Source organism: Pseudonocardia sp. (genome assembly GCF_035305885.1).
Taxonomy (GTDB): Bacteria; Actinomycetota; Actinomycetes; order Mycobacteriales; family Pseudonocardiaceae; genus Pseudonocardia.
Map to the genome: position 1 here is coordinate 26,517 of NZ_DATGOP010000063.1, position 26,995 is coordinate 53,511.

At 73.8% G+C, this 26,995-nt stretch carries 32 protein-coding genes; 17 read left to right on the forward strand and 15 right to left on the reverse strand.

Features of this window, described 5'->3' with window-relative positions:
• Positions 1-18: 18 nt before the first annotated feature.
• Entirely contained in the window at positions 19-495 is a 477-nt protein-coding gene (ybaK, locus tag VKZ81_RS12590) for a Cys-tRNA(Pro) deacylase (RefSeq protein ID WP_324241692.1), read from the reverse strand.
• A 221-nt stretch (positions 496-716) separates the two neighbouring features.
• Between ybaK and VKZ81_RS12595 the strand changes: the two genes are divergently transcribed.
• Positions 717-1,403 (forward strand): sigma-70 family RNA polymerase sigma factor, encoded by a 687-nt coding sequence (locus VKZ81_RS12595; RefSeq protein WP_414709366.1) that lies wholly within the window; start codon positions 717-719, stop codon positions 1,401-1,403.
• Positions 1,400-1,735: a mycothiol system anti-sigma-R factor gene (gene rsrA, locus VKZ81_RS12600; RefSeq protein WP_324241693.1), complete on the forward strand. Its 336-nt coding sequence runs from the start codon at positions 1,400-1,402 to the stop codon at positions 1,733-1,735. Before VKZ81_RS12595 ends, rsrA begins: the two co-directional genes overlap by 4 nt.
• A gap of 50 nt (positions 1,736-1,785) precedes the next feature.
• Here rsrA and VKZ81_RS35135 read toward each other — a convergent pair whose 3' ends face one another.
• Entirely contained in the window at positions 1,786-1,860 is a 75-nt protein-coding gene (locus VKZ81_RS35135) for a 50S ribosomal protein bL37 (protein WP_414709367.1), read from the reverse strand.
• Between the two features lie 83 nt (positions 1,861-1,943).
• On the opposite strand from VKZ81_RS35135, the gene VKZ81_RS12605 reads away from it, so the two are divergent.
• Entirely contained in the window at positions 1,944-3,419 is a 1,476-nt protein-coding gene (locus tag VKZ81_RS12605; RefSeq protein WP_324241694.1) for a sensor histidine kinase, read from the forward strand.
• Between the two features lie 161 nt (positions 3,420-3,580).
• Here VKZ81_RS12605 and VKZ81_RS12610 read toward each other — a convergent pair whose 3' ends face one another.
• Positions 3,581-3,832 (reverse strand): WhiB family transcriptional regulator, encoded by a 252-nt coding sequence (locus tag VKZ81_RS12610; RefSeq protein WP_324241695.1) that lies wholly within the window; start codon positions 3,830-3,832, stop codon positions 3,581-3,583.
• A gap of 520 nt (positions 3,833-4,352) precedes the next feature.
• Here VKZ81_RS12610 and VKZ81_RS12615 point away from each other — a divergent pair.
• Complete coding sequence (locus tag VKZ81_RS12615; protein ID WP_324241696.1) at positions 4,353-4,769, forward strand: hypothetical protein; 417 nt, start codon at positions 4,353-4,355, stop codon at positions 4,767-4,769.
• Positions 4,770-4,773: 4 nt separating this feature from the next.
• Here the strand turns inward: VKZ81_RS12615 and VKZ81_RS12620 are convergent, their stop codons facing one another.
• On the reverse strand, positions 4,774-5,253 hold the full coding sequence (locus VKZ81_RS12620; RefSeq protein WP_324241697.1) for a GNAT family N-acetyltransferase: 480 nt from the start codon (positions 5,251-5,253) through the stop codon (positions 4,774-4,776).
• Entirely contained in the window at positions 5,250-5,846 is a 597-nt protein-coding gene (locus VKZ81_RS12625; RefSeq protein ID WP_324241698.1) for an acid phosphatase, read from the reverse strand. The genes VKZ81_RS12620 and VKZ81_RS12625 overlap by 4 nt, the downstream gene beginning before the upstream one ends.
• Before the next feature lie 190 nt (positions 5,847-6,036).
• On the opposite strand from VKZ81_RS12625, the gene VKZ81_RS12630 reads away from it, so the two are divergent.
• Positions 6,037-6,573, forward strand: a complete 537-nt coding sequence (locus VKZ81_RS12630) for a PH domain-containing protein (protein ID WP_324241699.1) — start codon at positions 6,037-6,039, stop codon at positions 6,571-6,573.
• A gap of 96 nt (positions 6,574-6,669) precedes the next feature.
• On the opposite strand, the gene sodN is transcribed toward VKZ81_RS12630, so the two are convergent.
• Entirely contained in the window at positions 6,670-7,086 is a 417-nt protein-coding gene (gene sodN, locus VKZ81_RS12635; RefSeq protein WP_324241700.1) for a superoxide dismutase, Ni, read from the reverse strand.
• Positions 7,087-7,185: 99 nt separating this feature from the next.
• On the opposite strand from sodN, the gene VKZ81_RS12640 reads away from it, so the two are divergent.
• The 8 genes from VKZ81_RS12640 to VKZ81_RS12675 all read left to right on the forward strand — a co-directional run bounded on the left by VKZ81_RS12640 (position 7,186) and on the right by VKZ81_RS12675 (position 16,097).
• Positions 7,186-7,476, forward strand: a complete 291-nt coding sequence (locus VKZ81_RS12640; RefSeq protein WP_324241701.1) for a S26 family signal peptidase — start codon at positions 7,186-7,188, stop codon at positions 7,474-7,476.
• 229 nt (positions 7,477-7,705) lie between these two features.
• A complete protein-coding gene (locus tag VKZ81_RS12645; protein ID WP_324241702.1) occupies positions 7,706-8,878 on the forward strand; it encodes an NAD(P)-dependent malic enzyme in 1,173 nt (390 codons plus the stop codon).
• 175 nt (positions 8,879-9,053) lie between these two features.
• On the forward strand, positions 9,054-11,624 hold the full coding sequence (locus VKZ81_RS12650; RefSeq protein WP_324241703.1) for a putative bifunctional diguanylate cyclase/phosphodiesterase: 2,571 nt from the start codon (positions 9,054-9,056) through the stop codon (positions 11,622-11,624).
• 103 nt (positions 11,625-11,727) lie between these two features.
• Positions 11,728-12,825, forward strand: a complete 1,098-nt coding sequence (locus tag VKZ81_RS12655) for an ABC transporter ATP-binding protein (protein ID WP_324241704.1) — start codon at positions 11,728-11,730, stop codon at positions 12,823-12,825.
• A gap of 79 nt (positions 12,826-12,904) precedes the next feature.
• Positions 12,905-13,507 carry an ABC transporter permease gene (locus tag VKZ81_RS12660; RefSeq protein ID WP_324241723.1) on the forward strand — a complete coding sequence of 201 codons (603 nt, stop codon included), beginning with the start codon at positions 12,905-12,907 and terminating at the stop codon, positions 13,505-13,507.
• Complete coding sequence (locus tag VKZ81_RS12665) at positions 13,504-14,265, forward strand: ABC transporter permease (protein WP_324241705.1); 762 nt, start codon at positions 13,504-13,506, stop codon at positions 14,263-14,265. The genes VKZ81_RS12660 and VKZ81_RS12665 overlap by 4 nt, the downstream gene beginning before the upstream one ends.
• Positions 14,262-15,179: an ABC transporter substrate-binding protein gene (locus VKZ81_RS12670; RefSeq protein ID WP_324241706.1), complete on the forward strand. Its 918-nt coding sequence runs from the start codon at positions 14,262-14,264 to the stop codon at positions 15,177-15,179. The genes VKZ81_RS12665 and VKZ81_RS12670 overlap by 4 nt, the downstream gene beginning before the upstream one ends.
• A 537-nt stretch (positions 15,180-15,716) precedes the next feature.
• Positions 15,717-16,097 carry a hypothetical protein gene (locus VKZ81_RS12675; RefSeq protein ID WP_324241707.1) on the forward strand — a complete coding sequence of 127 codons (381 nt, stop codon included), beginning with the start codon at positions 15,717-15,719 and terminating at the stop codon, positions 16,095-16,097.
• Here VKZ81_RS12675 and VKZ81_RS12680 read toward each other — a convergent pair.
• The 3 genes from VKZ81_RS12680 to VKZ81_RS12690 are packed head-to-tail and all read right to left on the reverse strand — an operon-like array spanning position 16,088 to position 18,057.
• Positions 16,088-17,011 carry an SDR family oxidoreductase gene (locus VKZ81_RS12680; protein WP_324241708.1) on the reverse strand — a complete coding sequence of 308 codons (924 nt, stop codon included), beginning with the start codon at positions 17,009-17,011 and terminating at the stop codon, positions 16,088-16,090. The two genes, VKZ81_RS12675 and VKZ81_RS12680, sit on opposite strands and share 10 nt — an antisense overlap.
• A 48-nt stretch (positions 17,012-17,059) precedes the next feature.
• Positions 17,060-17,728 carry a permease prefix domain 1-containing protein gene (locus VKZ81_RS12685; protein ID WP_324241709.1) on the reverse strand — a complete coding sequence of 223 codons (669 nt, stop codon included), beginning with the start codon at positions 17,726-17,728 and terminating at the stop codon, positions 17,060-17,062.
• Positions 17,725-18,057: a PadR family transcriptional regulator gene (locus VKZ81_RS12690; protein WP_324241710.1), complete on the reverse strand. Its 333-nt coding sequence runs from the start codon at positions 18,055-18,057 to the stop codon at positions 17,725-17,727. The genes VKZ81_RS12685 and VKZ81_RS12690 overlap by 4 nt, the downstream gene beginning before the upstream one ends.
• Before the next feature lie 99 nt (positions 18,058-18,156).
• Here VKZ81_RS12690 and VKZ81_RS12695 point away from each other — a divergent pair, with 99 nt between their 5' ends.
• Together VKZ81_RS12695 and VKZ81_RS12700 are read left to right on the forward strand one after the other, a co-directional pair.
• Positions 18,157-18,582, forward strand: a complete 426-nt coding sequence (locus tag VKZ81_RS12695; RefSeq protein ID WP_324241711.1) for a hypothetical protein — start codon at positions 18,157-18,159, stop codon at positions 18,580-18,582.
• Positions 18,579-20,147 carry a multicopper oxidase family protein gene (locus VKZ81_RS12700; protein WP_324241712.1) on the forward strand — a complete coding sequence of 523 codons (1,569 nt, stop codon included), beginning with the start codon at positions 18,579-18,581 and terminating at the stop codon, positions 20,145-20,147. The genes VKZ81_RS12695 and VKZ81_RS12700 overlap by 4 nt, the downstream gene beginning before the upstream one ends.
• Here the strand turns inward: VKZ81_RS12700 and VKZ81_RS12705 are convergent.
• Positions 20,134-20,883: a methyltransferase domain-containing protein gene (locus VKZ81_RS12705; RefSeq protein WP_324241713.1), complete on the reverse strand. Its 750-nt coding sequence runs from the start codon at positions 20,881-20,883 to the stop codon at positions 20,134-20,136. The genes VKZ81_RS12700 and VKZ81_RS12705 overlap by 14 nt on opposite strands.
• A gap of 27 nt (positions 20,884-20,910) precedes the next feature.
• Between VKZ81_RS12705 and VKZ81_RS12710 the strand changes: the two genes are divergently transcribed.
• Positions 20,911-21,321, forward strand: coding sequence for a MerR family transcriptional regulator (locus VKZ81_RS12710; RefSeq protein ID WP_324241714.1), 411 nt, complete (start codon positions 20,911-20,913; stop codon positions 21,319-21,321).
• Positions 21,318-22,715 carry a MocR-like pyridoxine biosynthesis transcription factor PdxR gene (gene pdxR, locus VKZ81_RS12715; protein ID WP_324241715.1) on the forward strand — a complete coding sequence of 466 codons (1,398 nt, stop codon included), beginning with the start codon at positions 21,318-21,320 and terminating at the stop codon, positions 22,713-22,715. Before VKZ81_RS12710 ends, pdxR begins: the two co-directional genes overlap by 4 nt.
• Before the next feature lie 10 nt (positions 22,716-22,725).
• Here pdxR and VKZ81_RS12720 read toward each other — a convergent pair whose 3' ends face one another.
• The 5 genes from VKZ81_RS12720 to VKZ81_RS12740 all read right to left on the reverse strand — a co-directional run.
• Positions 22,726-23,025, reverse strand: coding sequence for a DUF1330 domain-containing protein (locus tag VKZ81_RS12720; protein ID WP_324241716.1), 300 nt, complete (start codon positions 23,023-23,025; stop codon positions 22,726-22,728).
• 22 nt (positions 23,026-23,047) lie between these two features.
• Positions 23,048-24,049, reverse strand: coding sequence for a TIGR03842 family LLM class F420-dependent oxidoreductase (locus tag VKZ81_RS12725; RefSeq protein ID WP_324241724.1), 1,002 nt, complete (start codon positions 24,047-24,049; stop codon positions 23,048-23,050).
• A gap of 2 nt (positions 24,050-24,051) precedes the next feature.
• Complete coding sequence (gene hydA, locus VKZ81_RS12730; protein ID WP_324241717.1) at positions 24,052-25,446, reverse strand: dihydropyrimidinase; 1,395 nt, start codon at positions 25,444-25,446, stop codon at positions 24,052-24,054.
• Positions 25,443-26,744, reverse strand: coding sequence for an aspartate aminotransferase family protein (locus VKZ81_RS12735; RefSeq protein ID WP_324241718.1), 1,302 nt, complete (start codon positions 26,742-26,744; stop codon positions 25,443-25,445). Before VKZ81_RS12735 ends, hydA begins: the two co-directional genes overlap by 4 nt.
• On the reverse strand, positions 26,741-26,995 hold a 255-nt coding region (locus VKZ81_RS12740), incomplete at its 5' end, for a nitrilase-related carbon-nitrogen hydrolase (protein WP_324241719.1). The genes VKZ81_RS12740 and VKZ81_RS12735, both read right to left, overlap by 4 nt.

Sequence of the window (26,995 nt, forward strand, 5' to 3'; positions counted from 1 at the left end):
CCACCGGAGCAGGACGAGCTACCGCGTGGCGATGGGCGCCACCGTCGCCCCGCAGAGCCGGACCAGGTCGCCCGGCGCCAGCTCGATCTCCAGCCCGCGCCGCCCGCCGCTGCAGAAGACCGTCTCCCACCGCTGCGCCGACTCGTCGATCACGGTGGGGAGGCGCTTGCGCTGGCCGAGCGGGGAGATGCCGCCCGCCACGTACCCGGTGGCCCGCTCGGCCGCCGCGACGTCGGCCATCCGCGCCCGCTTGCCCCCGACGGCGCCGGCCAGCTTCTTGAGGTCCAGCGTGGCCGAGACCGGGACGACGCCGACGGTGAGGGCGCCGTCGACCTCGGCGACCAGGGTCTTGAACACCCGGTCCGGGTCGAGCCCCAGCCGTTCGGCGGCCTCGGGGCCGTACGCCTGGCCGTCGCCGTGCTCGTAGGTGTGCACCGTGTGGGGGACCCGCTGTTTGGTGAGCAGTGCCGTCGCCGGGGTCCCCTTTCCTGCCACGGTGCGGAGACTAGAACACCGCTCGCGCGGGGAATCAGGGGCTGCCGGCGGGTGTTGAGCGGACCGTGACACAGGCACTGATGGACGGTCCGCGCACCAGCCGGGTGCGCCGGGCGGGCCGGGTCGGGCCGGACGGCGTACCCTCGAAGGGGCATGCGGTCGCCACCGAGGTGGCCGCTCCCGAGGTCGCCGCGTGGGTGGCCCGGCGCGAGAGGAGCGCGGTGCCCGGCACCGAGCAAACGGCAGACGCCGTCGAGCCCCAGCTCGACGGCGACGGCACGGTCGACGAGAGCACGAACGGCGGTCCGCTCCCCGACGAGACCGCCGAGGAGCGCGCTGCGCGCTTCGAGCGCGACGCCATGCCGCTCATCGACCAGCTGTACGGCGCGGCGCTGCGCATGACGCGCAACCCGGCCGACGCCGAGGACCTCGTCCAGGAGACCTACCTCAAGGCGTACTCCGCCTTCCGCACCTTCCGCGCGGGCACGAACCTCAAGGCCTGGCTGTACCGGATCCTGACCAACACCTACATCAACGGTTACCGGCGGCGGCAGCGCCAACCGGTTCAGGCACCCACCGAGGAGATCACCGACTGGCAGATCGCCCAGGCGGGCGAGCACACCTCGCAGGGGCTGCCGTCGGCCGAGATGGAGGCGCTGGACCGGCTGCCGGACGACGACGTCAAGGCCGCGTTGCAGCAGCTCCCCGACGATTTCCGGATGGCGGTGTACCTCGCCGACGTCGAGGGCTTCGCCTACAAGGAGATCGCTGACATCATGGGCACGCCGATCGGCACCGTGATGTCCCGGCTGCACCGCGGCAGGCGGCAGCTGAGGGACTTGCTCACCGGTACCGCCCGTGACCGCGGGTTCCTGCGGGGACGGCAGGAGGAGGGGGTCTCGTCATGAGCTGTGGCAACCACCACGAGACCGACTGCTCCGAGGTCCTCGCCGAGGTGTGGCTCTTCCTCGACCACGAGTGCGACGAGGCGCGCCGACGGCTGCTCGCCAAGCACCTCGACGAGTGCGAGCCGTGCCTGTCGGAGTACGGGATCGACGAGAAGCTCAAGCGGCTGCTCGCGGCGAAGTGCGGTGGCGAGCACGCCCCGCCCGGGCTGAAGGACCGGCTGCGCCAGCAGATCCGCGTCGCGGTGCTGGAGCAGGCCGACGTGACGGTGGAGCAGACCCCTCAGGGCACCACCGTCGAGGTGCGCAGCACGCGGATCGAACAGCGCGGCTAGCCGCCCCGCGGGGACGACGGAGGCCGCCCCCGCGGCGCGGGCCGCGACCTCTAGGTGTTGGGCTTCTTGCCGTGGTTCGCGGCCTTCTTGCCGCGGTCGCGGCGCTTGCGTGCACGCTTCGACATGCGCTCCTCCTTCCATCCGGGATCTGCACCGATCCTCCCACGTGGTTTCATGGGACCGAGTACGGACCGGGAGGCGGCGTCGGGTGTCGACCCTTTCTGAGCTGCTCGCCGAGCACACGGATCTCCGCGGCGACGCGGTCGAGCACCTGCAGCGAGTGGTGGCGGAGTGGCAGCTGCTCGCGGACATGTCGTTCGCGGACTTCCTGCTGTGGATCCCGCTTGCCGACGCCACCGAGTTCCTGTGCGTCGCGCAGGCGAGGCCCACCACCGCGCCCACCGCGCACCCCGAGGACATCGTCGCGGCCCGGGTGCGCGCGGCCGACAGCCCCCAGCTGCGCCGGGCGGTCGTCGAGGGCCGCATCTGCCGCGAGGAGAACCCGCGCTGGCACCTGGAGGTGCCGGTGCGGCGCGAGACGATCCCGGTGCGCCACGGCAAGTCGGTGATCGCCGTGCTGTCGCGCGACACCAACCTCGCGATGCCCCGCGTCCCCAGCCCGCTGGAGATCGCCTACCTGGGCAGCGCGTCGGACCTGTGCCAGATGGTCGCCGACGGTACGTTCCCGCCCTCTGCCGAGGCCGTGGGGGCCGTCAGCAGCCCGCGGGCGGGTGACGGGCTCATCCGCCTCGACGCGCACGGCCTCGTGGCCTACGCCAGCCCCAACGCGCTGTCGGCCTACCACCGGATGGGCCACGCGAGCGACCTCGTCGGGGTCGTGCTCGCCGACACCATGCGCGAGCTCGTCGACGACCCGTTCGACGCCGCGGAGGTCGCCGACCGCATCGAGGGCGCGCTCGACGGCAAGCACTCGCTGCGGATGGAGGTGCGGGCCCGCGGGGCGGTGATGCTGGTCCGCGCGATCCCGCTGCGCCCGCGGGGCGACGCGGCCGGCGCGCTGGTGCTCGTGCGCGACGTCACCGACCTGCGCCGCCGCGACATGGCCCTGCTGTCGAAGGACGCGACGATCCGGGAGATCCACCACCGGGTCAAGAACAACCTGCAGACGGTCGCGGCCTTGCTGCGCCTGCAGGCGCGCCGCACGGCCATCCCGGAGGCCCGGGTGGCGCTCGTCGAGAGCGTCCGCCGGGTGAACTCGATCGCCCTGGTGCACGAGGCCCTGTCGGTCTCGGTCGCCGAGCGCGTGGACCTCGACGAGCTCGTCGACAAGGTCCTCCCGGCGATCGGGGACGGCGCCACCGCCGACTCGCGGGCCAAGGTGCGCCGGGAGGGGAGCTTCGGCACGCTGCCCGCCGCGCTGGCGACGCCGCTCGTGCTGGTGCTCACCGAGCTCGTGCACAACGCCCTCGCCCACGCCTTCGACCCGGGTCAGCACGGGGAGGTCGTGGTCTCGGCCAACCGCACGGGCGGGGAGCTCGAGGTGATCGTGGGCGACGACGGGCGGGGGCTCCCCGAGGGCATGGACCTGGAGCGGTCCACCGGCCTGGGGCTGCAGATCGTGCGCACCCTCGTCGACTCGGAGCTCGGGTCCACGCTCCAGGTTCGGCCCCGCCCGGGCGGCGGAACGGAGGCCGTCATCAAGCTCTCGTTGCGGGGACGCTAGCCTTCAGGTCGAGGTCGCTGGTCCCACCAGGGCGAGGTCGCGCCGCCCGGGGCCGGTGGACCCCCTCCGGAGCAGCCCCCGCGTGCGCCCGGTGGAACGACCGTGGGCCCCGGAGCCGGGTGCAGTCCGGCTTCGGGGCCCACGGTGGAAAGGAGGGTGCTTCAGGCAGTACGTGCCCGCGGGCGCGCGTTGCGGCGCTTCAGCGCCCGGCGCTCGTCCTCGCTCATGCCGCCCCAGACGCCTGCATCCTGGCCGCTCTCGAGGGCCCAGGTGAGGCACTCGGTGACCACGGGGCAGCGCCGGCAGACGGTCTTGGCCTCGGCGATCTGCAGCAACGCAGGACCGCTCGTCCCCACGGGGAAGAACAGCTCCGGGTCCTCGTCGCGGCAGATTGCGCGGTGACGCCAATCCATTGGTCTTCGGCTCCTTGTGGCTTGCGCGATCGGGGTCGCGCCGATCGTCTATTCACGGTCTTGTGGACGCGCTTGTGAAGGATTTCACGAGCGCGCTCGATCTTCAAGGGTCAAGGTCCACCCGGGTGAGCACTCTCACCCACTCAACGCAACGAGCCTGGGCACCGACGGTTACTGCGCCTGTACCGTCCGCCCCGGCCGCCGCCTTGAGCGATCAACCCTGAACCGCCCACCGGACCCGGTTACCCGGATCCGGCCAGACCATGCGAGAAGTCCACTCGCGATCACTCGCTTGTCCGTGACTACCATGGAGCAACGTTTCCCCAGGTGCGAGCCCTTATCGGCTCGACGGTCCGCGAGCATCGGTGAATGGCCCGTGGACGTCACCCTGGCGGGTGAAGAGCAACTTCCGCTGCGACGAACTGCACCCCTCGCACGACGACCCGTAGTCCGCCGGACACGGCTGGGAGTCGGCGTACCGGGCCCGCTCGTCAGCCTCCCACGGCCTATCCTCGGACCCGTGACCGCCCACCCGGCCCCCCGTCAGATCCGGCTGGCGGGCGTGCTCGTCGGGCTGCAGGGCCTGCTCGCGCTGGGTTTCGCCGTCGCGCTCGCCGTCCGCGCGTTCACCGTGGAGGGCAGCGAGCTCCTGGTGCGCGACATCGTGGGGGAGGCGGGCTACTTCGGCGTCGTGGGGGTCGCCCTCGGTGCCGTCGGGCTCGGCCTGCTCGCCGGTCGGCGCTGGGCGCGCACCCCGGCCATCGTCACGCAGTTGCTGCTCCTCCCCGTCGTCTACACGCTCATCGGGCCGTCCCGCCAGCTGCTGGCGGGCATCGTGGCCGGTGTGTACGTGGCGGGGACGTTCCTGCTGCTCATCAGCGAGCCCGCCAAGGAGTGGGCGGTGGCGCTGGACGAGGCGGCGCGGGGCGAGGGCTAGGGCGTCAGCCCCGGCGCTCGAGCGCGAACGCGGCGAGGGCGTCGCCGTCGAGCCGGAAGGTCGTCCACTCGTCCATCGGCACGGCACCGAGCGACTTGTAGAACCCGATGGACGGCTCGTTCCAGTCCAGCACCTGCCACTCCAGCCGCCCGTACCCCCGCTCGGCGCAGATGGCGGCCAGCGCGGCCAGCAGGGCCTTGCCGAGCCCGCGGCCGCGGTGGGACGGGCGGACGAACAGGTCCTCCAGGTAGATGCCCGGCACGCCGCGCCACGTCGAGAAGTTGCGGAACCAGATCGCGCAGCCGACGACCTCGCCGTCGGCCTCGGCCACGTGGCAGCCGGCGACGGCGTCCGGGCCGAACACGGCCGCGTGCAGCTGCTCCTCGGTCAGCGTGCACAGCTCGGGGCTGCGCTCGTACTCGGCGAGCTCGTGGACGAGCCGGACGACGGTCGGAACGTCCGCCGGGCGGGCTGGCCTGATCACTGGCGTCCCTTCGGGGTGAGGTTGACGTGGTCGAGGCGGCGGACCCCGCGTTCGTGGCCCAGCACGGCCCAGGACGGCGCCTCCATCGCGAACCGGACACCCTCGGTGGCCGGCAGCCCGATCCAGCGGGCCAGCAGGACCCGGCTGAAGTGGCCGTGGCCGACGAGCACGACGTCGCCGCGCTCGAGGGTCTCGGCGGTGTCCGCGAGCACCTCGTCGGCGCGCCTGGCGACCTCCTCGGCGGTCTCCCCGCCGGGGCAGGGGTGGGTCCAGACCGTCCAGCCCGGCACCGTCTCGCGGATCTGGGCGGTGGTGCGGCCCTCGTACTCGCCGTAGTCCCACTCGGCGAGGCGGGCGTCGACGTCGTCCACCCGCAGCCCGGCGAGCCGCGCCGTGTCGCGGGCGCGGCTGCGCGGGCTGCTCAGGACCAGCGCGGGCGGTTCGGGCATGAGGCCCGCGACGAGGCGCCCGGCCGTGGCCGCGAGCTCGCGGCCGTGCTCGGTGAGCGGGACGTCGGTGCGCCCGGTGTGCCTACCCGACAACGACCACTCCGTCTCGCCGTGGCGCAGCAGGAAAACACGACCGGCGGGCATGACGGCGAGCGTAGCCGGACGGCGGCCCGTGCCGGTGCCCGCGCGCACCGGCCACCCGGCCGATGCCCGGTCGGCGGATGCCGCGGGATCGGGGCCACCTGCCGGATACCCGCGGCGCGCCGCCCGCGGTAGACATCGTTCGAGCGCCGGCGCAGGAGGGCGGTGGCGCGGTTCGGGTGAGGGGCATGCCGTGTTGGCCCCACGTGACATCGACGAGTACCTGCTCCCGACCGAGCGTCGGGTCATCCGCGTGCGCCAGCACTTCGCCGCCCTGCTGGACGACTTCCTCGCCACCGGGCTGGTCCTGGCCCTCGTGGTGGTGGCGCAGCGCCACCTCCCGCCGAGCGTGCTGGTGGACCACCTCGGCTTCTACCTCGGCCTGGCCGCCGTCCTGCGCTTCACGGTGGTGGTGCTGCTGTGGTGGGTGGAGCGCATCGTCGTCACCGACAAGCGCGTGATGCTCGCCACCGGCCTGCTCACGCACCGGGTCGCCATGATCCCGCTGACCAAGGTCACCGACCTGACGTTCCGCCGCGACCTCCTCGGGCGCGTGCTCGGCTACGGCACGCTCGTCGTCGAGTCCGCGGGCCAGGACCAGGCGCTCAGCCACATCGACCACATCCCGCGGCCGGAGGAGGTCTACGAGGCCCTCTCCGAGCTGGTGTTCGGCGAGCGGGGCACCACCCGATCCGCCGGGCGCCTGTTGCGTCCGCGGTGGCGGCGCTGACGGCACCGGCTCGCCGAACGAGAAGCGGCGCCGACCGCGGGAGGTCCTCCCGCCGGTCGGCGCCGCTCGTCGAACGCCTGGAGCAGAACGCCCGGATCAGGCGGCCTGCTTGGTCTCCCAGAAGATCTTGTCGATCTGGGCGATGTAGTCCAGCAGCTCCTGCCCGGTGGCCGGGTCGGTGGAGGCCTTGACCCCGCCGGGACCGCCGCCCGCCTTCTTGGTGGCCTTGTTGAACAGCTCGTGCAGCTCCGGGTACTTCTCGAAGTGCGGCGGCTTGAAGTAGTCGGTCCAGAGCACCCAGAGGTGGTGCTTCACCAGGTCCGCCCGCTGCTCCTTGATCTTGAGCGCGCGGGTGCGGAACTCCGGGTCCTCGTTGCCCTGGTACTTCTCCTGGATCGCCTTCACCGACTCGGCCTCGATGCGGGCCTGCGCCGGGTCGTACACGCCGCAGGGGAGGTCGCAGTGCGCGGTGGCCTCCAGCCGCGGGCGGAGAATGCGGGCGAAAAGCCGCATGGGTCCTCCCTGGATGGTGATCGTTCTGGCGTGTTCGACACTACTCCCGGCGTCGGGGCGCAGCAGTGTGATGAGGGGGTGGACGTGCGCTGGCGGAGGGTGGCCGTCCGTGGACCGTCGATGTCGCCGACGCTGCGGGACGGCGACGTGGTGCTCGTGCGGTTCGGCGCGAAGGTGCAGGCCGGGGACGTCGTGCTGGTCCGGTGGCCGGACCGGCCGGGCCAGCTGTCGGTGAAGCGGGCCGCCCGGCCCGCCGAGGACGGCTGGTGGGTCCTCGGTGACAACGACCACGGTTCGACCGACTCCCGCACGCTCGGGCCGGCCACCGTGCTCGCGGTGGTCAGGGCGAGGCTGTGGCCCCGCCCGCGGCGGTTCCGCAGCAAGGCCTGACCGGGTGGTCGGGGCGGGCGGGTGCCGTTCGTCGCCTGCGGCGCCGGGGCCCGGCCCCGGGTGCGTAAGATCGGTCGACACCCGACTGCCCACTCGCCGGGCCCGCCGCGTCATCCTGCGGCCGCTCGGCGCTCGGCCGTCCGGCAGCGGTCGCGGACCCGCGACCCCCGGTGCACGGCGAGCGCGCGCCCTGTCGGCGCCCCCCTTCGCACCACGAGGAAGTGGACCCGTGACGATCGCAGGAGACCGGACCATCCCCACCCGCGAGGAGATCTTCGCCGCGCACGGCGGAGGCAAGCTGGGCACCGCGCTCACCGCCCCGCTGGCGGACGCGCGCGACCTCGCGGTGGCCTACACGCCCGGCGTCGCCGAGGTCAGCCGCGCCATCGCCGCCGACCCCGGCCTCGCCGCCCGCTACACCTGGACCAACCGCCTCGTCGCCGTGGTGAGCGACGGCACCGCCGTCCTCGGCCTCGGCGACGTCGGCCCCCGCGCCGCGCTGCCCGTCATGGAGGGCAAGTCGGCGCTGTTCAAGGCGTTCGCCGGCCTGGACTCGATCCCGCTCGTGCTCGACACCACCGACGTCGACGAGATCGTCGACACGCTCGTGCGGCTGCGCCCGAGCTTCGGCGCGGTGAACCTCGAGGACGTCGCGGCGCCGCGGTGCTTCGAGTTGGAGCGGCGGCTGGTCGAGGCGCTCGACTGCCCCGTCATGCACGACGACCAGCACGGCACCGCGATCGTCGTGCTGGCCGCGCTGCGCGGCGCGTGCGCGGTGCAGGACCGCGGCCTCGACGGGCTGCGCGTCGTCGTCTCCGGGGCGGGGGCGGCGGGCGTCGCCTGCGCCCGGATCCTGCTCGCCGCGGGCGTGCGCGACGTGGTCGTCCTCGACTCCCGCGGCGTGCTCGACGCCGGCCGCGGCGGGGAGAAGGCCGCGCTCGCCGCCGTCACGAACCCGCGCGGGGTGACCGGTGGTCTCGCCGAGGCCGTCGAGGGCGCCGACGTGTTCATCGGCCTGTCCAGCGCGAAGCTGCCCGAGGAGCTGCTCGCCCGGATGGCGCCCGAGGCGATCGTCTTCGCGCTGTCGAACCCCGACCCCGAGATCCACCCGGAGGTCGCGCGGCGGCACGCGGCCATCGTGGCCACCGGCCGCAGCGACTTCCCGAACCAGATCAACAACGTGCTCGCGTTCCCCGGCGTGTTCCGCGGGGCCCTCGACGCGGGGGCGCGGCGCATCACGGAGGAGATGAAGCTCGCGGCCGCCGACGCCATCTTCTCGGTGGCCCGCGACGAGATCTCGGCCGACGCGATCGTGCCCAGCCCGTTCGACCCCCGGGTCGCCCTAGCCGTTTCGTCAGCTGTCGCCGCGGCGGCGCCCGAGGCGGTGGCGGGCACGCCCTGAGCGGCCCCGGCCTGCGCGTTTGCTCCGTCCGTGATCAACTTGGTCACGCAGCGTGGCAGTGTGGCCGTTCACTCACTCGGGGCGGTGTAGGTCGATCGAGCAGTTCGGCCAGATCGTGTGGCCGTCGGCGTCGTTGTAACGATGGGTATCGACGCCGCAACGCTGGGAGATGCACGTGAGAGAGCTCGGACACCGCCTCGGCGACGGCCCGGTGGTCGAGCCACCGACCCAGCCGCACGGTGCCTCCGACGCCGTCCTGCGGGCCGATCTGCACCGCGAGCGCCACGCCGCGCTCGGCGCCGAGGTGCACCCGGAGGCGGCGCTGTTCGCCTCCACGCTGGCCCGGGCGGTCTCGGAGGCGCCGGAGCGGGGCCGCGGCGGCCCGGTCCCGCTCCCGGCGGAGCCCGCGCTCGTCCACGACCGCGCCTGCCGTGTCGTGCGCGCCAACGCGGCTCTCGCCGCGCTCGCCGGCGCACCGGACGCGGGCGCGCTCGTCGGCGCGCGGATGCACCGGCTCCTCGTCGGCCCGGAGGACGACACGCTGCTCGTGCGCGCGGACGGCAGCACCGTGCCGGTCCGCGTGGTGCGCTGGCCGCTGCCGGGCGTCGACCTGGTCGCCGTCGTGGTCCTGGAGCGGGAGACCGCGCCGCTCGTCCCGGTGGTCGACCCGGCCTGGGTCACCGAGCTCGAGCGCCTCGCCCGCATCGGGACGTGGTCGTTCGATCTCGCGACCTCCCGGCTCGAGCGCAGCGGCACGCTCGAGGAGCTCTACGGCTCGGTCGGGATCGATCCCGACGGTGACGGCGCGGACGCAGCGGGGCCCGTCGAGGGGCAGCAGGTGGCGGCGCTGTGCGCGGCGCTGCGCGCCGGGAACCCGACCGCCGACCACCACGTCGAGCTGCGCCTGCCCGGCGACGGGATGCTGAGCTGCCGCGCCCAGGTGGAGCTCGGCCCGGACGGCGTTCCGCGTCGGCTGATCGGCGTCGTGCACGACGTGAGCGCGGACCGGATCGCGCGGGCGCGGGTGGAGCGCTCGGTCCGCCGTTTCGCCGACCTGATGGCCCTCGTGCCCGGCGGTGTCGCGCTGCTGGACCCCGCCGGCCGCGTCGTGGACGCCAACGAGGGCATGTGCGAGCTGCTCGACCTCCCGCTCGAGCGGCTGCGCGGCACCGCGGCCACCGAGCTGTCCGCCGACGAGGCGTCGGCGGGCGGGGCGGCGCTGCCCGACTGGCTGCGCCCGGTGCCGCCCGGGGCGCGGCACGGGTACCGGGTCGACAGCGCCCCGCTGCGGCGCGCCGACGGCACGACCGTGTGGTGCGAGCTCGGGGTCTCCGGCACGACCGCCGACGACGGCGGCTTCCTGTGGGTCGTGACGTGCGCCGACGTCTCCGACCGCCGCCGGGCCGCCGAGCTGCTCCGCAGCGCGGGCATGGTGGACGAGCTCACCCGCCTGCCCAACCGGGCCGCCGGGCTCGAGCTCGTCGACCGGTTGCTCGCCGGACCCGGCCGGGACCGGGTCGCGGTCGTGTGCGGCGACCTCGACGACTTCGCGCGGGTGAACTCCTCGCTCGGCCACGACGCGGGCGACGACCTGCTCGTGCTGCTCGCCGGCCGCCTGCAGCGGGAGCTGCCGTTCGGCTGCACCGCCGCGCGGCTGGGCGCCGACGAGTTCGTCGTGATCTGCGCCGACCACGCCGAGGTCGGCGGCCCCGACCTGCTCGCGCGCACGGTTGCCGACCTGCTGCGCACGACGATCACCGTGTGCGGGCGCCCCGTCCAGATGACCGCGACGGTGGGGCTCGCCACCCCGGTGCCGACCGGGGAGGTCCGGGCCGCCGATCTGCTGCGCTTCGCCGAGGCCGCGATGCACGACGCCAAGCGGCGCCAGGCGAGGGGCGGCATCGGCATCGCCACCGACGGCGTCGTCAGCTCCGCCACCAAGGCCCTCGAGCTGGAGGCCGAGCTGCGGGCCGCGATCGCCGCGGACGGGCTCGTGCTCGACTACCAGCCCGTCGTGGGCCCGGACGGCACCGTGGTCTCGGCCGAGGCGCTCGTGCGCTGGCCGCACCCCGAGCGCGGGCTCATCCCGCCGTCGGACTTCCTGCCGGTGGCCCAGCGCTGCGGCCTGCTGCGCGAGCTGGACACGTGGGTGCTACGGGCGGCCACCCGGGAGGCGGCCGCGTGGCCGGAGCACCGCGGGCGCCGGTGCGCGGTCGCGGTGAACCTCGCCGGGCTGCTGCCCGGCGACGCCGGGTTCCTCGCGACGGTCAGCGAGGCCGTCGACGACGCCGGGCTGGACTGGGACCGGCTCGTCCTCGAGCTCGTCGAGACCAGCCTCGTCGCCCTCCCGCCGCCCGCGCGCGCCGCGATGGCGCAGCTGACCGAGCGGGGCGTCCGGTTCGCCGTCGACGACTTCGGCACCGGCTACTCGTCGCTCGCCCGGCTCAAGGAGCTGCCCGCGCAGACGGTGAAGGTCGACCGTGCGTTCGTCCGGGGCATCGCCGACGACCCGGCCGACTTCGCCGTCGCACGCGCCGTGGTCGACATGGCGCGCGCGATGGGCCGCACCACGGTCGCCGAGGGCGTGGAGACCGCGGAGCAGTTCCACGTGCTGCGCGGCATCGGGGTGGACGCCTACCAGGGCTGGCTGTTCTCGCGGCCGCTGCGGTCGGCCGCGGTGCGCGACGCGCTGGGCCGCGGGCGGCTGGCCACCCCGGCTTCCGCCATCCGTTCGCGGGCCGTCTGATCGCGGACCGATCACATCGGTCGCGGGCTGTCGGTCGGTCGGGATAGCCTCGCTGGAAGCGGCGACCGGCAAGGGGTCGTCGGCGAACACGGAGGTCTCCCGGATGATCGAGTTCCGGGGCGTGACCAAGCGCTTCCCCGACGGAACCGTTGCGGTCGACCACCTCGACCTCACCGTCGAGGCGGGCGGCATCACCGTCTTCGTCGGGCCGTCGGGCTGCGGCAAGACCACGTCCCTGCGCATGATCAACCGCATGATCGAGCCCACCGAGGGCACGGTCCTCGTCGACGGGCGCGACGTCGCCTCCGTCGACGCGGCCGAGCTGCGCCGCGGCATCGGCTACGTCATCCAGCAGGCGGGCCTGTTCCCGCACCGCACCATCCTCGACAACATCGCCACGGTTCCCCTGCTGCTCGGCTGGAGCAAGGGGAAGGCCCGTTCCCGCGCCAGGGAGCTGATGGAGATCGTCGGCCTCGCCCCGGAGCTGGCGGGCCGCTACCCGGCGCAGCTGTCCGGCGGGCAGCAGCAGCGCGTCGGCGTGGCGCGGGCGCTCGCGGCCGACCCGCCGATCCTGCTGATGGACGAGCCGTTCAGCGCCGTCGACCCGGTGGTGCGCGAGAGCCTGCAGGACGAGCTGCTGCGCCTGCAGGCCGAGCTGGGCAAGACGATCGTGTTCGTCACCCACGACATCGACGAGGCCATCAAGCTGGGCGACAAGGTCGCGGTGCTGCGCGTCGGCGGCGTGCTCGCCCAGTACGACGAGCCCGGCCAGCTGCTCGCCCGCCCGGTGGACGACTTCGTCGACAACTTCGTCGGTCGCGACCGCGGCTACCGCGGCCTGGGCTTCCTGTCCTCGGATGCCATCCCGATCGGCGAGCTGCGCACCGTCACGCTGGGCGAGCCGATGCCCGACGGCGACGACTGGGTGCTGGTCGTCGACGCCGAGCGGCACCCGCAGGGGTGGCTGAACGGCGCCGAGCGCAACGGCGCCCGGACCGTCGCGGCCGAGCACCTGGTGCCCGGTGGTTCCCTCTACGACGTCGGCAGCGGCTCGCTGCGCAGCGCGCTCGACGCGGCGCTGTCGTCGCCCGCCGGGATCGGGGTCGCCGTGGACGGCGAGGGCCGCGTGGCAGGTTCCATCACCGCCGACGACGTGCTGCGCGCGCTGGACGACGTCCGGCGGGACGTGGCCGCGGCCTGAGAGGGCGGGGTCGCCGGTGGTCTGGGAGTGGATCCCGCGCAACGTCGGGCTGATCGCCGAGCTGCTCGGCGAGCACCTGATGCTGTCGCTGGTCCCGGTGGTGATCGGGGTAGTGGTCGCTGTGCCGCTGGGTTGGCTGGCCAACCGCAGCCCCGGGGCGCGAGCGGTGCTCGTCCCGGCGTCGGGGCTGCTGTACACGATCCCGTCGCTCGCGCTGTTCGTCGTGCTCCCGGGCATCCTCGGCACGCAGGTCAGGAGCCCGATCAACGTCATCGTCGCGCTGGCGATCTACACGGTCGCGCTGCTCGTGCGCACCATCGCCGACGCGCTCGCCGCGGTCCCGGCAGTGGTCGTCGCCGCGGCCACCGCCATGGGGTTCAAGCCGGCGCGGCGGTTCGTCTCCGTGGAACTGCCGCTCGCGGTCCCGGTCCTCGTCGCGGGCCTGCGGGTCGCGACGGTGGCGAACATCAGCCTCGTCAGCGTCGGTGCGCTCATCGGCATCGGCGGGCTCGGCGGCCTGTTCACCGACGGCTACCAGCGCAACATCCCCAGCGAGATCATCACGGGCATCGCGCTCATCGTGCTGCTGGCGCTGATCTGCGACGCGCTCCTGCTCGCCCTCGGGCGCATCGCCACGCCGTGGGAACGGGCCACCCGCGAGGCGGCGAGGAGCAGCGCATGAACCTCTTCGCCGAGATGATCACGTGGTTCACCACGTCCGCGAACTGGACTGGCCCCGGCGGCGTGCCGGTGCGGCTGGTGGAGCACCTGTACTACACCGGGCTCGCGATGCTGCTCGGACTGGTCGTGGCGCTCCCGGTCGGCGTCGCGGTCGGCCACACCGGTCGGGGGAGCTTCCTCGTCGTGGGCATCGCCAACGGGTTGCGAGCGCTGCCCGAGCTGGGGCTGTTGATCCTCCTCGTGCTGATGATGGGCATCGGCCTGCTGCCGGTCGTGCTCGCCCTCACGGTGCTCGCGATCCCGCCGCTGCTGGCCGGCACGTACGCCGGGGTGCGCAACGTCGACCGGGCCGTCGTGGACGCCGCACGCGGCATGGGCATGCGCGAACCCCAGGTGCTGCTCAAGGTCGAGCTGCCCAACGCGCTCCCGCTCGTCCTGGGCGGCGCCCGCTCCGCGGCCCTGCAGGTGATCGCCACGGCGGCGATCGCCGCGTACGTGAGCTACGGCGGCCTCGGCCGGTACCTCATCGACGGGCTCCGGCAGCAGGACTACGCCCAGATGGTCGCGGGCGCGGTCCTGATCGCCGCGCTCGCGCTCGTCGTGGAGGGCGTGCTGGCCCTCCTGCAGCGGCTGATCGTGTCACCCGGTCTGCGCGGCGGGTCCCGGCGCTCGCCCACGGTCGACGTCGCCCGCCCGGAACCCGACACCCCCGCCGCCCCCCGAACCCCTGCTCCCGAACTCGCTGGAGTCGAACGATGAAGCGCACGTCCACCCTCCTCGCAGGCGCCTTCGCAGGGCTTCTGCTGCTGTCGGCCTGCGGCGGCGGGAGCGACCCGCTCGGGCCCAGCGGCGGCGGGCAGGAGCCCGCGGCCACCGACACCATCCGCATCACCTCTGCCGACTTCCCGGAGAACCGGCTGCTGGCCGAGATCTACGCCCAGGCGCTGGAGAAGGCGGGCGTCAGCGTCGAACGGGACTTCGGGATCGGGGCCCGCGAGGTCTACTTCCCCGGCCTGCGCGACGGCTCGTGGGACCTCGTCCCGGACTACACCGGGGTCCTCTTGCAGCACATCAACCCCGACGCCAGCGAGACGGCGCCGGACGAGGTCTACGCGGCGCTGAAGGAGCAGGTGCCCGCCCCGCTGACCGTGCTCGAGCGTTCGACCGCCGAGAACAAGGACGCGGTCGTCGTCACGGCCGAGACCGCCCAGCGGTACGGGCGCTCGCTCGCCGACTACGGCCCGGCCTGCTCGGAGCTGGTGTTCGGCGGGCCTCCGGAGTTCCAGACCCGGCCCGACGGACTGCCCGGCATCGAGCAGACCTACGGCTGCACGTTCAAGGAGTTCCGCGCCCTCGACACGGGTGGGCCGATCACCGTCGCCGCCCTCGCCGACGGCACGGTCCAGGCCGCGAACCTGTTCACGACCGACCCCACCATCGAGGAGCGCGGGTTCGTGGTGCTCGAGGACCCGCTCAACAACTTCGCCGCCCAGAACGTCGTCCCGCTGATCAACTCGGCCAAGGCGACCCCGCAGGTCACCGAGGCCCTCAACGCGGTGTCGGCGAAGCTCACCACCGAGGGTCTCGTCGAGCTGAACCGGCAGCTCAACGCGCCGGAGAAGCCGGAGGTGAACACGGTCGCGGAGGCCTGGCTCGCCGAGAACGGGCTGTAACGGCGGCAGGCCGTCACCCGCGGGGATCGCCCGGGGGTTCATCCCGAATACGTAGGTGTCGTCGCGTGTGCCGGCCTCGACGAACCAGCTGTGGCCCTTCGGCTCCGCCGGTATGTCGAACTCGTGACCGGCGGCGTACGACACCTCCCTCGGTCACGTCGAACCCCGGCGCGGCCGACAACACCGACGGCGGCACCTGCACCGACACCTCACGTTCGTCACCTCGTCGGTGGGCACCGCTTCGTTCAGCGGCGCGCCGGGTCGGGTACCACCTGCGCGCCGCGACCCCCGCGGTGGTGCGGAGCGTGCGGACGGCGCCGACGAACCCGACGCCGCCGCGCACCGAACGCCTTCTGAACGTCTCGTCCCCCTGGTCGACGCGGCGATCGGGGACGACGGTCGCCGCGATCGCCACGTCGGGGGGAGGAGGAGTTCTCCCACCCCGCCGCCACGGATCGGCGCCGGCGCGCCGAATTCCGTGGCGCGGACCCGTGGTGGACTGCCACGGTGGCGGGCGCAGCGCTGGGAGGAGCACCCGTGGCGAGCGGTTCCGAGGGAGACCTGGTCGACGCCGTCGTCGAGCACCTGCGCCGGGACGGGTTCGTCCTGGAGCCCGGGCTCGCGCGCGACGCGTTCGTCGTGGCGTCCCACCGGGGCACGCCGATGCCGCACGCCCCCGAGCTCACGATCCCGCCCGCCCTGTTCGCGGAGTACCTGCACGGCATGGCCAGGGGGATGGACGACCACCCGGACCCGTTCACCGAGGCGCTCTCGCTCACCCGCATCCACCTCGTCGAGGCGCTCGACACCGATCACGGCGACGGGCTCAACCACGTGAGCGCCCTCGGGTACCGGCGCCGGCGCGGGAGGGTCGAGTTCTTCGTCGAGACGGAACCGCCTCCAGACACTCAGCGGTAACCGGTCACATCCGCCGGCTTGCCCGCGTCCTGCAACTCCACCAGGTAGCGCCACGCGTCCGGCTGCGAGCCGTCGAGGTCGGTGAAGCCGTACTCCTTCGCCAGCCCGCCGCTGGAGAGGCTCTGGCCCTGCCAGCGGTTCCGGTCGGGGTCGGCGGCCAGCGCGGCCACGGCGCGGCCGACGAAGCGCGGGGTCTCGGAGATCGCGAAGTGGGGCTGTTTCGCGCAGGCGTCGCGCCAGTTCTCCTCGGTGACGCCGAACTCGTGCAGCATGATCTCCGAGCGCAGCCAGCCGGGCGTGATCACGACGGCGGTGGCGCCGCGCGGCCCGAGCTCGTGCGCCCAGCTGCGCGCGAGCCGGATCGGCGCGACCTTCGCGAGGTCGTAGAAGGCGTTGAGCCGGTAGTTCTCGGCGTTGTAGTCGGCCGTGCCGTCGGTGACCTCGACGACCAGCCCGCCCGGCCGCTCGATGAGCAGCGGGAACGCGTGATGCGCGGTGACGAGGTGGGTGTCGATCGCCAGGCGCAGGATCCGCAGGCCGTCGGTGAGCGAGTGCTCCCACACCGGCTTGTCCCACCCCGTGAGGTACTCGCCGCCCCAGATGTCGTTGACCAGGACGTCCAGCCGGCCGTGCTCGGCGCGGATGCGGTCCACCAGCCGCTCGACCTGCTCGGGCACGAGGTGGTCGGTGGGGACCGCGATGCCGGTGCCGCCCGCGGCCGTCACGAGGTCGGCGGTGTCCTCGATGGTCTCCGGCCTGCCGTACTCGCTCTGCCGCGTGCGCGTGGTGCGCCCGGTGACGTACACGGTGGCGCCGGCCGCGCCGAGCTCCACCGCGATGCCCCGGCCCGCCCCGCGCGTCGCACCTGCGACCAGCGCCACCTTGCCGGTGAGGGGTCGATCGGTCTGAGTCATGCGACCGATGGTCGACCCCAACCCTGACAGGTGTTGTCGGTGTAGCCGCTACCCGATCGCGAGCTCGTCCGGCGGGCATACCTCGCGCGCGATGCGCAGCGACCGGATCGCCGACCGGGTGATCAGCCCGGCCACGATGGCCGTGATGCCGAGGACGACGGCGGTGGCCGGCTCCGGGGCCGGGCCCTTGAGGTTCATGATCAGCGACATGCCGCCGCAGCCCGCCACGCCCGCGGCGGCGACGAGCCCGGCCAGCCCGGTGACCCAGCGGGGCAGCGGGCGTTGCCGGAACGTGGCCACGAGCAGCACGAACGCGGCCGCGGTGACCACCACCGTGAGCACGTCGACCGCGCGGGCCAGCACGGGCGCCTCGGGCGACGGGGGCGCCGTCCAGCCGAGTCCGCTCATCCACAGCGCGTCCCAGACGAACAGCAGCGTGGGGAACGCGACGACCACCAGCGCTGCCGTGCGCCGCCCCTGCCGGGCGGTGAGCTCCTCCTGCATCAGCGGGGCGACCTCGCGCACGGGGCCGAAGTCGCGGACGGCCGCCGCGGCCGCGCGCTGCGGGTCGAGCCCGCGCCGCCGGTGGTCGGCGATCGCATCGGCCAGGCCGTCCCGCACCTCGGCGATCATGCTCCGCTTGACGGTGTCCAGCCCGTGCAGCGCGCGTTCGAGCGCGGCGACGTGCGCGTCGACGGGGTCGGTCGTGACGGTCATGGCGTCCCCTCCGCGGGCCGCAGGAAGGCGTCGACCACCGCGCTGAACTCGTTCCAGTCCGCGCGCTGGCCGGCCAGGGCGTGCTTGCCCGCCCTCGTGAGCGTGTAGGTGCGCCGTTCGCGCCCGCCCACCGTGGTCCAGGTGCCCGACAGCAACCCCGCCCGCTCCAGGCGGCGCAGCGCCGGGTAGACGGTGCCGGTGGGCAGGTCGAGCCGGCCACCGCTGCGGGCCGCGAGCGCCTCGATGATCGCGTACCCGTGGCGGGGGCCGTCCTCGAGGACCGCGAGGATCAGCCCGTCGAGGTGGCCGCGGACGGCGTCGGGCTTCATGTACAGGGATGCTACGTATCCACGGCGCCGGCGAATCCGGTATTCCATCAGGGATGTCCCTGATTCATAGGTAGGCCGCCTACATATAGCTTCGGTGGCGTGGAAACCCTCGTGCCCCAGAAGGTCGCCCCGCGCAGGGCGCCACGGGCGTCGCTGTGGACGATGCGGGTGCTGCTCACCGGGCACCTCGCGGCCGTGCTCGCCCAGCCGGTGCTCGCCGGTCGCTACCTCACCGGCGACGTCGACGCGATCGAGGTGCACGGCCTGATCGGGTCGCTGCTCGCGCTCGTGGCGATGGCCCTCATCGCGGGCGCGCTGCTGTACGTCGTCGCCGGCCGCGGCCGGCTGTGGATCCTCCCGGTCGCCGTGGCGCTGTTCTTCGCCGAAGGCATCCAGATCGGGATGGGCCACGCCGGGCAGCTGGAGCTGCACGTCCCGCTCGGCGTCGCCATCGTCGTCACCGCCGTCCTGCTCGCCGCGTGGGCCTGGAGCCCGGCGGCCCGTCGCCCGAGGGGGAGGCGATGAGCGTGAGGATGTCCCGGCGGACGTTCCTCGGGCTGCTCGGCGGGGCCGCCGCGCTCGCCGCGCTGCCCGGGTGCGGCCCGGGCGCGACGGCTGGCTCCACGGGGGAGGTGTTGGCGAGCAGGCTGCCGTTGCCGGAGCCGTTCCGGGTGCCGCTGCCGGTGCCGCCGGTGGCCCGGCCGGTCGACCTCGCCCCGGACGGGGCCGAGGTCTACGAGGTGACCCAGCGCGTGGCCGAGGCCGAGATCCTGCCCGGGGTGCGCACCCCGATCCTCGGCTACGACGGGATCTTCCCCGGGCCGACGTTCGAGACCCGCCGCGGCCGGCCGGTGGTGGTGCGCCACCGCAACGAGCTGCCGGTGCCGACGGTGGTGCACCTGCACGGCGGGCACACCCCCGCCGAGCACGACGGCTGGCCGCTGGACCTGGTGCTGCCGGTGGGCGAGGCCGGCGACCGGACCGGCATCCACGGCATCCACGCCGGCATGGTGGGCGACTACGCCGCGGGGACCCGCGAGCACCGGTACCCGAACGACCAGCGCGCCGCCACGCTCTGGTACCACGACCACCGGATGGACTTCACCGGCCCGGCCGTCTACCGCGGGCTGGCCGGGTTCCACATCGTGCGCGACGAGGTCGAGGACGCCCTCCCGCTGCCCCGCGGCGACCGCGAGCTGCCGCTGATGATCTGCGACCGCGCGTTCGCCGAGGACGGCTCGTTCGCCTACCCGGCGCTCGACCAGAGCATGCGGTCGCTGCCCGGGGTGGAGGACGACTGGATGGAGGGGGTGCTCGGCGACGTCGTGCTGGTCAACGGGGCGCCGTGGCCGGTGCACGAGGTCGACGCCGCCCGCTACCGGCTGCGGCTGCTCAACGCCTCCAACGCCCGCCGCTACCGCCTCGTGCTCACCGTGCCCGACGGCCCCGACCTGCCGTTCGTGCAGATCGGCTCCGACGGCGGGCTGCTGCCGGCCCCGATCGAGCACACCGCCATCGAGATGGCGCCCGGCGAGCGGTTCGACGTGGTCGTCGACTTCTCCGCGGTGCCGGTCGGCACCGAGGTCACCATGGTCAACGCCCTCGACGGCGGCACGGCGGGTCGCGTGATGCGCTTCCGCGTGGTGCGCGCCGCGGCCGACGACAGCCGGGTGCCGGCCAGGCTGGCCGAGGTCGAGCCGCTCGTGCCGGCGTCGGACGCCCCGACGCGCACGTTCCGGTTCAACCGCGGCATCGCCCGCGACCACACCGGCTGGACGATCAACGGCACGACGTTCGACCCGGACACCTCGCTCGCCGACATCCCGCTCGGCGAGACCGAGGTGTGGCGGTTCGTCACCGACGTCCACCACCCCGTCCACGTCCACCTCGACGCGTTCCAGGTGCTGCGCCGCGGCGCCTCCGGGCCGTCGCCGTACGACGCGGGCTGGAAGGACACCGTCGACGTGCGCCCCGCCGAGGTGGTCGACGTCGCCGTCCGCTTCACCGACCACCGGGGCAAGTTCGTGTTCCACTGCCACAACCTCGAACACGAGGACATGGCGATGATGGCCACGATCAGGACGGTGTGACCGGTCGCCGGCCGGCGGCCAGGAACAGCGGCAGCGCGACGAACAGCCGGTCGCGCTCGGCCCGCCCGCGTTGCTCGGCGAGCCACCCGTCGGCCTCCGCCTGGCTCACCGCTCCCGTGCGCACCGCGCCGGTGGCCAGGCGGTTGACGACGAACATCGCCAGCGCCGGGTCGAGCACGGGCGTGTGCACCTCGCAGGAGACGTCGGTGAAGCCGGTGTCGAGCAGCAGGGCCCGGTAGTGGCGGGCGACCCGCCCGTGCGGCAGCTCGTCGGCGGCCGCGGTCATGATCGTCCGGGTCAGGGCGGGGTCGTCGGAGTCGATGACGAACAGGTCCCAGTCCTGGCCGAGGAGCACGATCCGCCCGCCCGGGGCGAGCACCCGGTGCGCCTCGGCGCAGGCCCCGCCGGGGTCGTCGAGCGCGTGGTAGAGCTTCTCCGCCCGGTAGCCGTCGAGGCTCTCGTCGGGGAACGGCAGCTTCGCCGCGTCGCCCAGCTCGAACCGCAGGCCCGGGTGGCGTTCGCGGGCGAAAGCGACCGCCTCCTCCGCGGCGTCGACGCCGACGGCGTCGGCACCGGCGGCGGCGAGCTCGGCGACGGCGGTGCCCGCACCGCACCCGACGTCGGCCACGCGGCGGCCCGGCCCGGCCTCGAGCAGCTCGAAGGACCGCTTGCGCAGCTGCACCGAGTCCGGGCGGGCGTCGAAGGCGAGCAGGTTCTCGAGAAAGGCCTTGTCCACGGCTCGAGCCTGCCTTTTCATGTTGACGTGAAGTCAAGGGGCGAGATGACGATCGGGGAGCTGGCCGACCGGTTCGGGCTCGCCACGCACGTCCTGCGGCACTGGGAGGCCGTCGGCCTGCTCGCCCCGGCCCGCCGGGTCAACGGCAGGCGCCGGTACGGGCCGGAGGCGCTCGCACGGGTGGCGATCATCCTGCAGTGCAAGGAGCTCGGCTTCGGGCTGGAGCAGGTGCGCGAGTTGCTGCACGCCGGCGACCCCGCCACCCGCAAGGAGGTGCTCGCCCGCCACGACGCCGACCTGGAGCGCCGCATCGCCATCGCGACCGCCGCGCGGGAGATGATCGCCCACGGCCTGAACTGCCCGGCGCCCGATCTCCTGGAGTGCCCCAACTTCCTGGCCGGGATCGAGGCGCGGATCCCGCCGGCCCGCGCCCGGTGAGCCACGTCCGCGGGCTCGACCTGCACCTCGAGCTCGGGGAGGGCAGGGGGCGCGGGCGTGCGTTGGAGGCGGCGCTGCGGGAGGCGGTGCGGTCGGGCCGGCTCGCCCCCGGCACCCGGCTCCCGGGCACGCGCAGCCTCGCGGCCGACCTCGGGCTGTCCCGCGGCACGGTCGTGCAGGCGTTCAGCCAGCTCGTGGCCGAGGGTTGGCTCGTCGGCGTCGCGGGCTCGGGGACGGTGGTCGCCGACGTCCCCGCCGTGGCCGCCCCGGCCGAGCCGGCCCGCCGGCCCGCCCCGGCCGGGCCGGCGGCGGGGATCGACCTGCGCCCCGGCCGGCCCGACATCGCCGCGTTCCCCCGCACGCCGTGGGCGAGCGCGGTGCGCCGGGCGCTCGCGGGCAGCGTGGCGCCGCTGGACTACACCGACCCGGCCGGCCTGCCCGCGCTCCGCGCCGCCCTCGCCGCGCACGTCGCCCGCACCCGCGGGGTCAGGGCCGACCCGGACGCCGTGGTCGTGACGGCGGGCTTCACGCAAGGGCTCGCGCTGCTCGCCCGGGTGGCGCACCGGCTGGGGATGCGGCGTTCCGCGGTGGAGGACCCGAGCTTCCCCGAGCACCGGGCTGTCCTCGCCGCAGGCGGGCTGCCGGCGGTGCCGCTGCCGGTCGACGACGGGGGCGCCGACCCGGCGGCGCTGCCCGACGGGCAGGCGCTCGCGCTCCTCACCCCGGCCCACCAGCACCCCTGTGGCGTGGTGCTCGCGCCCGCCCGTCGGGCGGCGGTGGTCGAGTGGGCCCGCCGCTGCGACGGCATCGTCGTCGAGGACGACTACGACGGCGAGTTCCGCTACGACCGCCAGCCGGTCGGGGCGCTGCAGCCGCTCGACCCCGACCGCGTCGTGTTCGCGGGGAGCGCGAGCAAGACGCTCGCGCCGGGGGTGCGCGTGGGGTGGCTGGTGGTCCCGCGGGCGCTGCGCGCGGAACTGGCGGCCGAGATGGAGGCGTTCGGCGCCTGGGTCCCCGCCGTCGACCAGCTCGCGCTCGCCGACCTCATCGCCCGCGGCGACTACGACCGGCACGTGCGGCGGATGCGGCTGGCCTACCGGGCCCGCAGGCAGGAGCTGGTCGCCCGGCTCGCCGCGGTCGGCGCACCGGCACCCGCCGGGGTGGCGGCGGGGTTGCACACGCTGGTCCCGATGGGTTCCGCCGAGCACGAGCGCCGGACCGTGGCCGCCGCCGAGCGCGCGGGCGTGCTGCTGTACGGGCTGCACGCGAGCGGCTTCTGGCACGAGGCGACCCCGGACCGGCCCGGCGCGCTCGTGATCGGCTACGCCACCCCGCCCGCGCACGGGTGGCGCCGGGCGCTCGACGCGCTCGGCGAGCTGCTGCGGGTGCGCTGAGCCCGCACGGTCACGGGCCGGGCGCCGGGAGCCCTTCCACGATGGCCACCGCGGACGTGCTGCAGCGCTTGCGGATCTCGGCGATCTCCTGGTATTCGGGCGAGTGGTAGAAGGCGAGGGCCGCCTCGTAGCTCGGGAACTCCACGATCACGAACCGCGGCAGCCACTCGCCCTCGAGCGGGGTGGCCGCACCACCGCGGGAGAGGTAGCGCGCGCCGTGCTCGGCGAGCAGCACCTGGGCCTTCGCCTTGTACTCCTCGTACCCCTCGGGGTCGGTCACCTCGCCGTGCAGGATCAGGTAGCCGGGCACCGGACGGACCTTTCGACTCGTCTCAGGACAGGGCAGGGATGACCGACGCGCCGTAGGCTTCGATCGTCGCCTCGCGGGCGTCGTGCATGGCGTAGATGGCGAACTGGTCCACGCCCAGCTCCGTGAGCTCGGCGAGCCGCTCCAGCTGCGCCGACGGCGGACCGAGCAGGCAGAACCGCTCCACGACCTCGTCGAGCACGAAGTCGGTGGATCGGTTGTCGGCGCGGCCGTGGTGGCGGTAGTCGTAGCCCTCCCTGCCCTTGATGTAGCCGGTGAGCGCCGCGGGGACGGCCGCGGAGGTCTCGCCGTAGCGGGTGACGAGGTCGGCGACGTGGTTGCCGACCATCCCGCCGAACCAGCGGCACTGGTCGCGGGCGTGCCCCAGGTCGTCGCCGACGTACGCGGGGGCCGCCACGCAGATCGTGATCGCCGCCGGGTCGCGGCCCGCCGCCTCCGCGGAGGAGCGGACCGTCTTGACCGTCCACTCCACGAGGTACGGGTCGGCGAGCTGGAGGATGAAACCGTCGGCGGCCCGGCCGACCAGGTCGAGCGCCTTCGGCCCGTAGCCGGCCATCCACACCGGGAGCTTCGTGCCCTCGGTGACCCACGGGATCTGCACCGTCGCGCCGTGCAGCTCGACCGAGCGGCCCTCGGCGAGCTCGCGGATCGCGTGGATCGACTGCTCGAGCCGGGCGAGCGTGGTGGGCGGGCGGCCCTGCACGCGCACCGCCGAGTCGCCGCGGCCGATGCCGCAGATCGTGCGGTTGCCGAACTGCTCGTTCAGCGCGGCGTGCATCGACGCGATGACCGTCCAGTCCCGGGTGGCCGGGTTGGTCACCATCGGCCCGACCACCAGCCGCTGCGTCCGTTCGAGGATCCGCGGGTAGATGACGTAGGGCTCCTGCCACAGCACGTGCGAGTCGAACGTCCAGCCGTGGCTGAAGCCCAGCTCCTCGGCCCGCACCATGAGCTCGACGACGGTCTGCGCGGGCGGGTCCGTCTGCAGGACCAACCCGACGTCGATGCTCATCGGAGGTATCCGCAGGTGTCGCGGCGCACGAACCGGCCGTGACCGGGGCTGCCGAGGTACTCGCCCTTGTCGACGATCACCCGACCGCGGGAGAGCACCGTCTCGGCCTTGCCGGTGACCGTGCGGCCCTCGTAGCAGGAGTAGTCGACGTTCATGTGGTGCGTCTGCGCCGACAGCACCTGTTGGGCGTTCGGGTCGTAAACGACGATGTCGGCGTCCGCGCCGGGCGCGATCGTGCCCTTGCGCGGGTACAGCCCGAACATCTTGGCCGGCGTGGCGCTGGCGATCTCGATCCAGCGCCGCCGCCCGATGTGGCCGTCCAGCACGGCCTGGTGCAGCAGGTCCATCCGGGTCTCCACGCCCGGCAGCCCGTTCGGGATCTTCGAGAAGTCGCCGATCCCCAGCTCCTTCTGGCCCTTGAAGCAGAACGGGCAGTGGTCGGTGGAGACCACCGACAGGTCGTCGGTGCGCAGCCCGCGCCACAGCGCCGCCTGGTGCTCGGCCGGGCGCAGCGGGGTGGAGCAGACGTACTTCGCGCCCTCGAAGCCGGGCCGCGCCAGCTCGTCCACGGTGAGGAACAGGTACTGCGGGCAGGTCTCGGCGAAGGCGTTGTAGCCCTCGTCGCGCGCCCGGCTCACCTCCGCGAGCGCCTCGGCGGCGGAGAGGTGGACGATGTAGATCGGCGCGCCCGCCACCTGCGCGAGCCGGATCGCCCGGTGCGTGGCCTCGGCCTCCAGCAGCGCGTGGCGGACCACCCCGTGGTACTTCGGGTCGGTGTTGCCGCGTTCGAGGGCCTGCGCCACGAGCACGTCGATCGCGATCCCGTTCTCGGCGTGCATCATGATCAGGCCGCCGGTCTCGGCGCCCTTCTGCAGCGCGCGCAGGATCTTGCCGTCGTCGGAGTAGAAGACGCCGGGGTAGGCCATGAACAGCTTGAAGCTGCTGATCCCCTCGCCGACGAGCGCTTCCATCTCCTTGAGGGTGCCGTCGTTCACGTCGGCGAGGATCATGTGGAACGAGTAGTCGATCGCGCAGTTGCCGTCGGCCTTGGCGTGCCAGGCGTCCAGGCCCTCGCGCAGCGACCCGCCCATCGACTGCACGGCGAAGTCGACGATCGTGGTGGTGCCGCCCCACGCCGCGGCGCGCGTGCCGGTCTCGAACGTGTCGGAGGCGAAGGTGCCGCCGAACGGCATCTCCATGTGCGTGTGCGCGTCGACCCCGCCCGGGATGACGTACTTGCCGGTGGCGTCGATGATCGTGTCGGCCGTCCAGCCTTGCGCGAACGCCGGGTCGGCCAGCGCGACGACCTTCTCGTCCTCGATCAGGACGTCGGCCGTGGTCTCGTCCGATGCGGTGATCACGAGTCCGCCCCGGATCAGCGTGCGGGTCATGGTGTGGCCTCCTCGATCGCGGCCGTCAGGATGGCGAGTCCTTCCGCCGCCTCCTCCGCGGTGAGGGTGAGCAGCGGGGCGATGCGCAGCGCGTTGCCGTGCAGGCCGCCCTTGCCGATGAGCAGCCCGCGACGCTTGCAGCCCTCCAGGACGGCGGTGGCGAGCTCGGGCGCGGGCTCGCCGGGGGTGCCGGTCCCGGGGCGGACCAGCTCGACGCCGATCATCAGGCCCTTGCCGCGCACGTCGCCGACGATCGGCGAGTCGAGCGCGCGCAGGCCGTCGAGCAGGGTCGGGCCGTGCCGGGCGGCGTTGGCCTGCAGGTCGTGCTCGAGCACGTAGCGCAGGTTGGCCAGCGCCCCGGCCGCGGTGAGCGGCGATCCGCCGAACGTCGAGATGGAGTTCGCCGACAGGCAGTCCATGATCTCGGCGCGGGCGATCACCCCGCCCATGGACAGCCCGTTGCCGATGCCCTTGGCGAACGTGACGATGTCGGGGGTCTCGCTGTATCGATCATTGCAGTGGGCCTGCCAGCCCCAGAAGTGCTCGCCGGTGCGGCCCCACCCGGTCTGCACCTCGTCGGAGATCCACAGGATCCCGCGCTCGCGCAGCACGCGGGCGAACGCGCCGAACAGCCCGTCCGGGCCGTGGGTGAACCCGCCGACGCCCTGGATCGGCTCGGCGATCAGCGCGGCGACGTCGCCGCCCGCCTGGTCGAGCACGTCCTCGAGGTCCGCGACGCACGCGGCGATGAACTCCTCGTCGGACAGGTGCGCGAACGGCGAGCGGTACCGCTGGCCGCCGTGCACGTAGTAGACCTGGAACGGCGAGAGCGACGTGGGCGACCACGACCGGTTCCCGGTGACCGCCACCGTGGAGAAGGACCGCCCGTGGTAGCTGTTGCGCATCGCCAGGATCTGGTTCGAGCGGCGCAGCGTGCTGGCGAGCAGCAGCGCGGTGTCGTTGGCCTCGGTGCCGGACGTGGTGAGGAAGACCTTGGCGTCCGGGATGCCGGAGACCGCGGCGATCTGCTCGGCCAGCTCCACCATCGGGCGGTTGAGGTACAGCGTGGAGCTGTGGATGATCCGGCCGGCCTGGTCGGCGACGGCCTTGGTCACCTCGGGCAGCGCGTGCGCCGTCATCGTGGTGAGGATGCCGCCGAAGAAGTCCAGGTAGCGGTTGCCGCGGGCGTCCCAGACGTAGCGGCCCTCGCCCCGTTCGATCTCGATCGGCTCCTCGTAGTACAGCGCGAGCCAGGACGGGAGGACGGCGCGGGTGCGCGCCAGGAGGTCGTCGCTCATGCCTGCACCAGCGGGCCGTAGGCGTCGGGGCGGCGGTCGCGGTAGAACGCCCAGTTCTGGCGCACCTCGTCGATCAGCCCGAGGTCCAGGTCGCGCACGAGGAGTTCCTCGTCGCGGTCGGAGGCGACCTCGCCGACGAACTGGCCGCGCGGGTCGACGAAGTAGCTGGTGCCGTAGAAGTCGTTGTCGCCGTACTCCTCGACGCCGACCCGGTTGATCGCCGCGATGAAGTACTCGTTGGCGACGGCGGC

What these genes read in the sequence shown, in the direction of transcription:
- rsrA (WP_324241693.1), top strand. Translation starts at nt 1,400, where the DNA reads ATGAGCTGTGGCAACCACCACGAGACCGACTGCTCCGAGGTCCTCGCC.
- VKZ81_RS12610 (WP_324241695.1), bottom strand. Translation starts at nt 3,832, where the DNA reads ATGGATTGGCGTCACCGCGCAATCTGCCGCGACGAGGACCCGGAGCTG.
- VKZ81_RS12625 (WP_324241698.1), bottom strand. Translation starts at nt 5,846, where the DNA reads ATGCCCGCCGGTCGTGTTTTCCTGCTGCGCCACGGCGAGACGGAGTGG.
- sodN (WP_324241700.1), bottom strand. Translation starts at nt 7,086, where the DNA reads ATGCGGCTTTTCGCCCGCATTCTCCGCCCGCGGCTGGAGGCCACCGCG.
- VKZ81_RS12655 (WP_324241704.1), top strand. Translation starts at nt 11,728, where the DNA reads ATGATCGAGTTCCGGGGCGTGACCAAGCGCTTCCCCGACGGAACCGTT.
- VKZ81_RS12660 (WP_324241723.1), top strand. Translation starts at nt 12,905, where the DNA reads ATGCTGTCGCTGGTCCCGGTGGTGATCGGGGTAGTGGTCGCTGTGCCG.
- VKZ81_RS12665 (WP_324241705.1), top strand. Translation starts at nt 13,504, where the DNA reads ATGAACCTCTTCGCCGAGATGATCACGTGGTTCACCACGTCCGCGAAC.
- VKZ81_RS12670 (WP_324241706.1), top strand. Translation starts at nt 14,262, where the DNA reads ATGAAGCGCACGTCCACCCTCCTCGCAGGCGCCTTCGCAGGGCTTCTG.
- VKZ81_RS12680 (WP_324241708.1), bottom strand. Translation starts at nt 17,011, where the DNA reads ATGACTCAGACCGATCGACCCCTCACCGGCAAGGTGGCGCTGGTCGCA.
- VKZ81_RS12685 (WP_324241709.1), bottom strand. Translation starts at nt 17,728, where the DNA reads ATGACCGTCACGACCGACCCCGTCGACGCGCACGTCGCCGCGCTCGAA.
- VKZ81_RS12690 (WP_324241710.1), bottom strand. Translation starts at nt 18,057, where the DNA reads ATGAAGCCCGACGCCGTCCGCGGCCACCTCGACGGGCTGATCCTCGCG.
- VKZ81_RS12700 (WP_324241712.1), top strand. Translation starts at nt 18,579, where the DNA reads ATGAGCGTGAGGATGTCCCGGCGGACGTTCCTCGGGCTGCTCGGCGGG.
- hydA (WP_324241717.1), bottom strand. Translation starts at nt 25,446, where the DNA reads ATGACCCGCACGCTGATCCGGGGCGGACTCGTGATCACCGCATCGGAC.
- VKZ81_RS12735 (WP_324241718.1), bottom strand. Translation starts at nt 26,744, where the DNA reads ATGAGCGACGACCTCCTGGCGCGCACCCGCGCCGTCCTCCCGTCCTGG.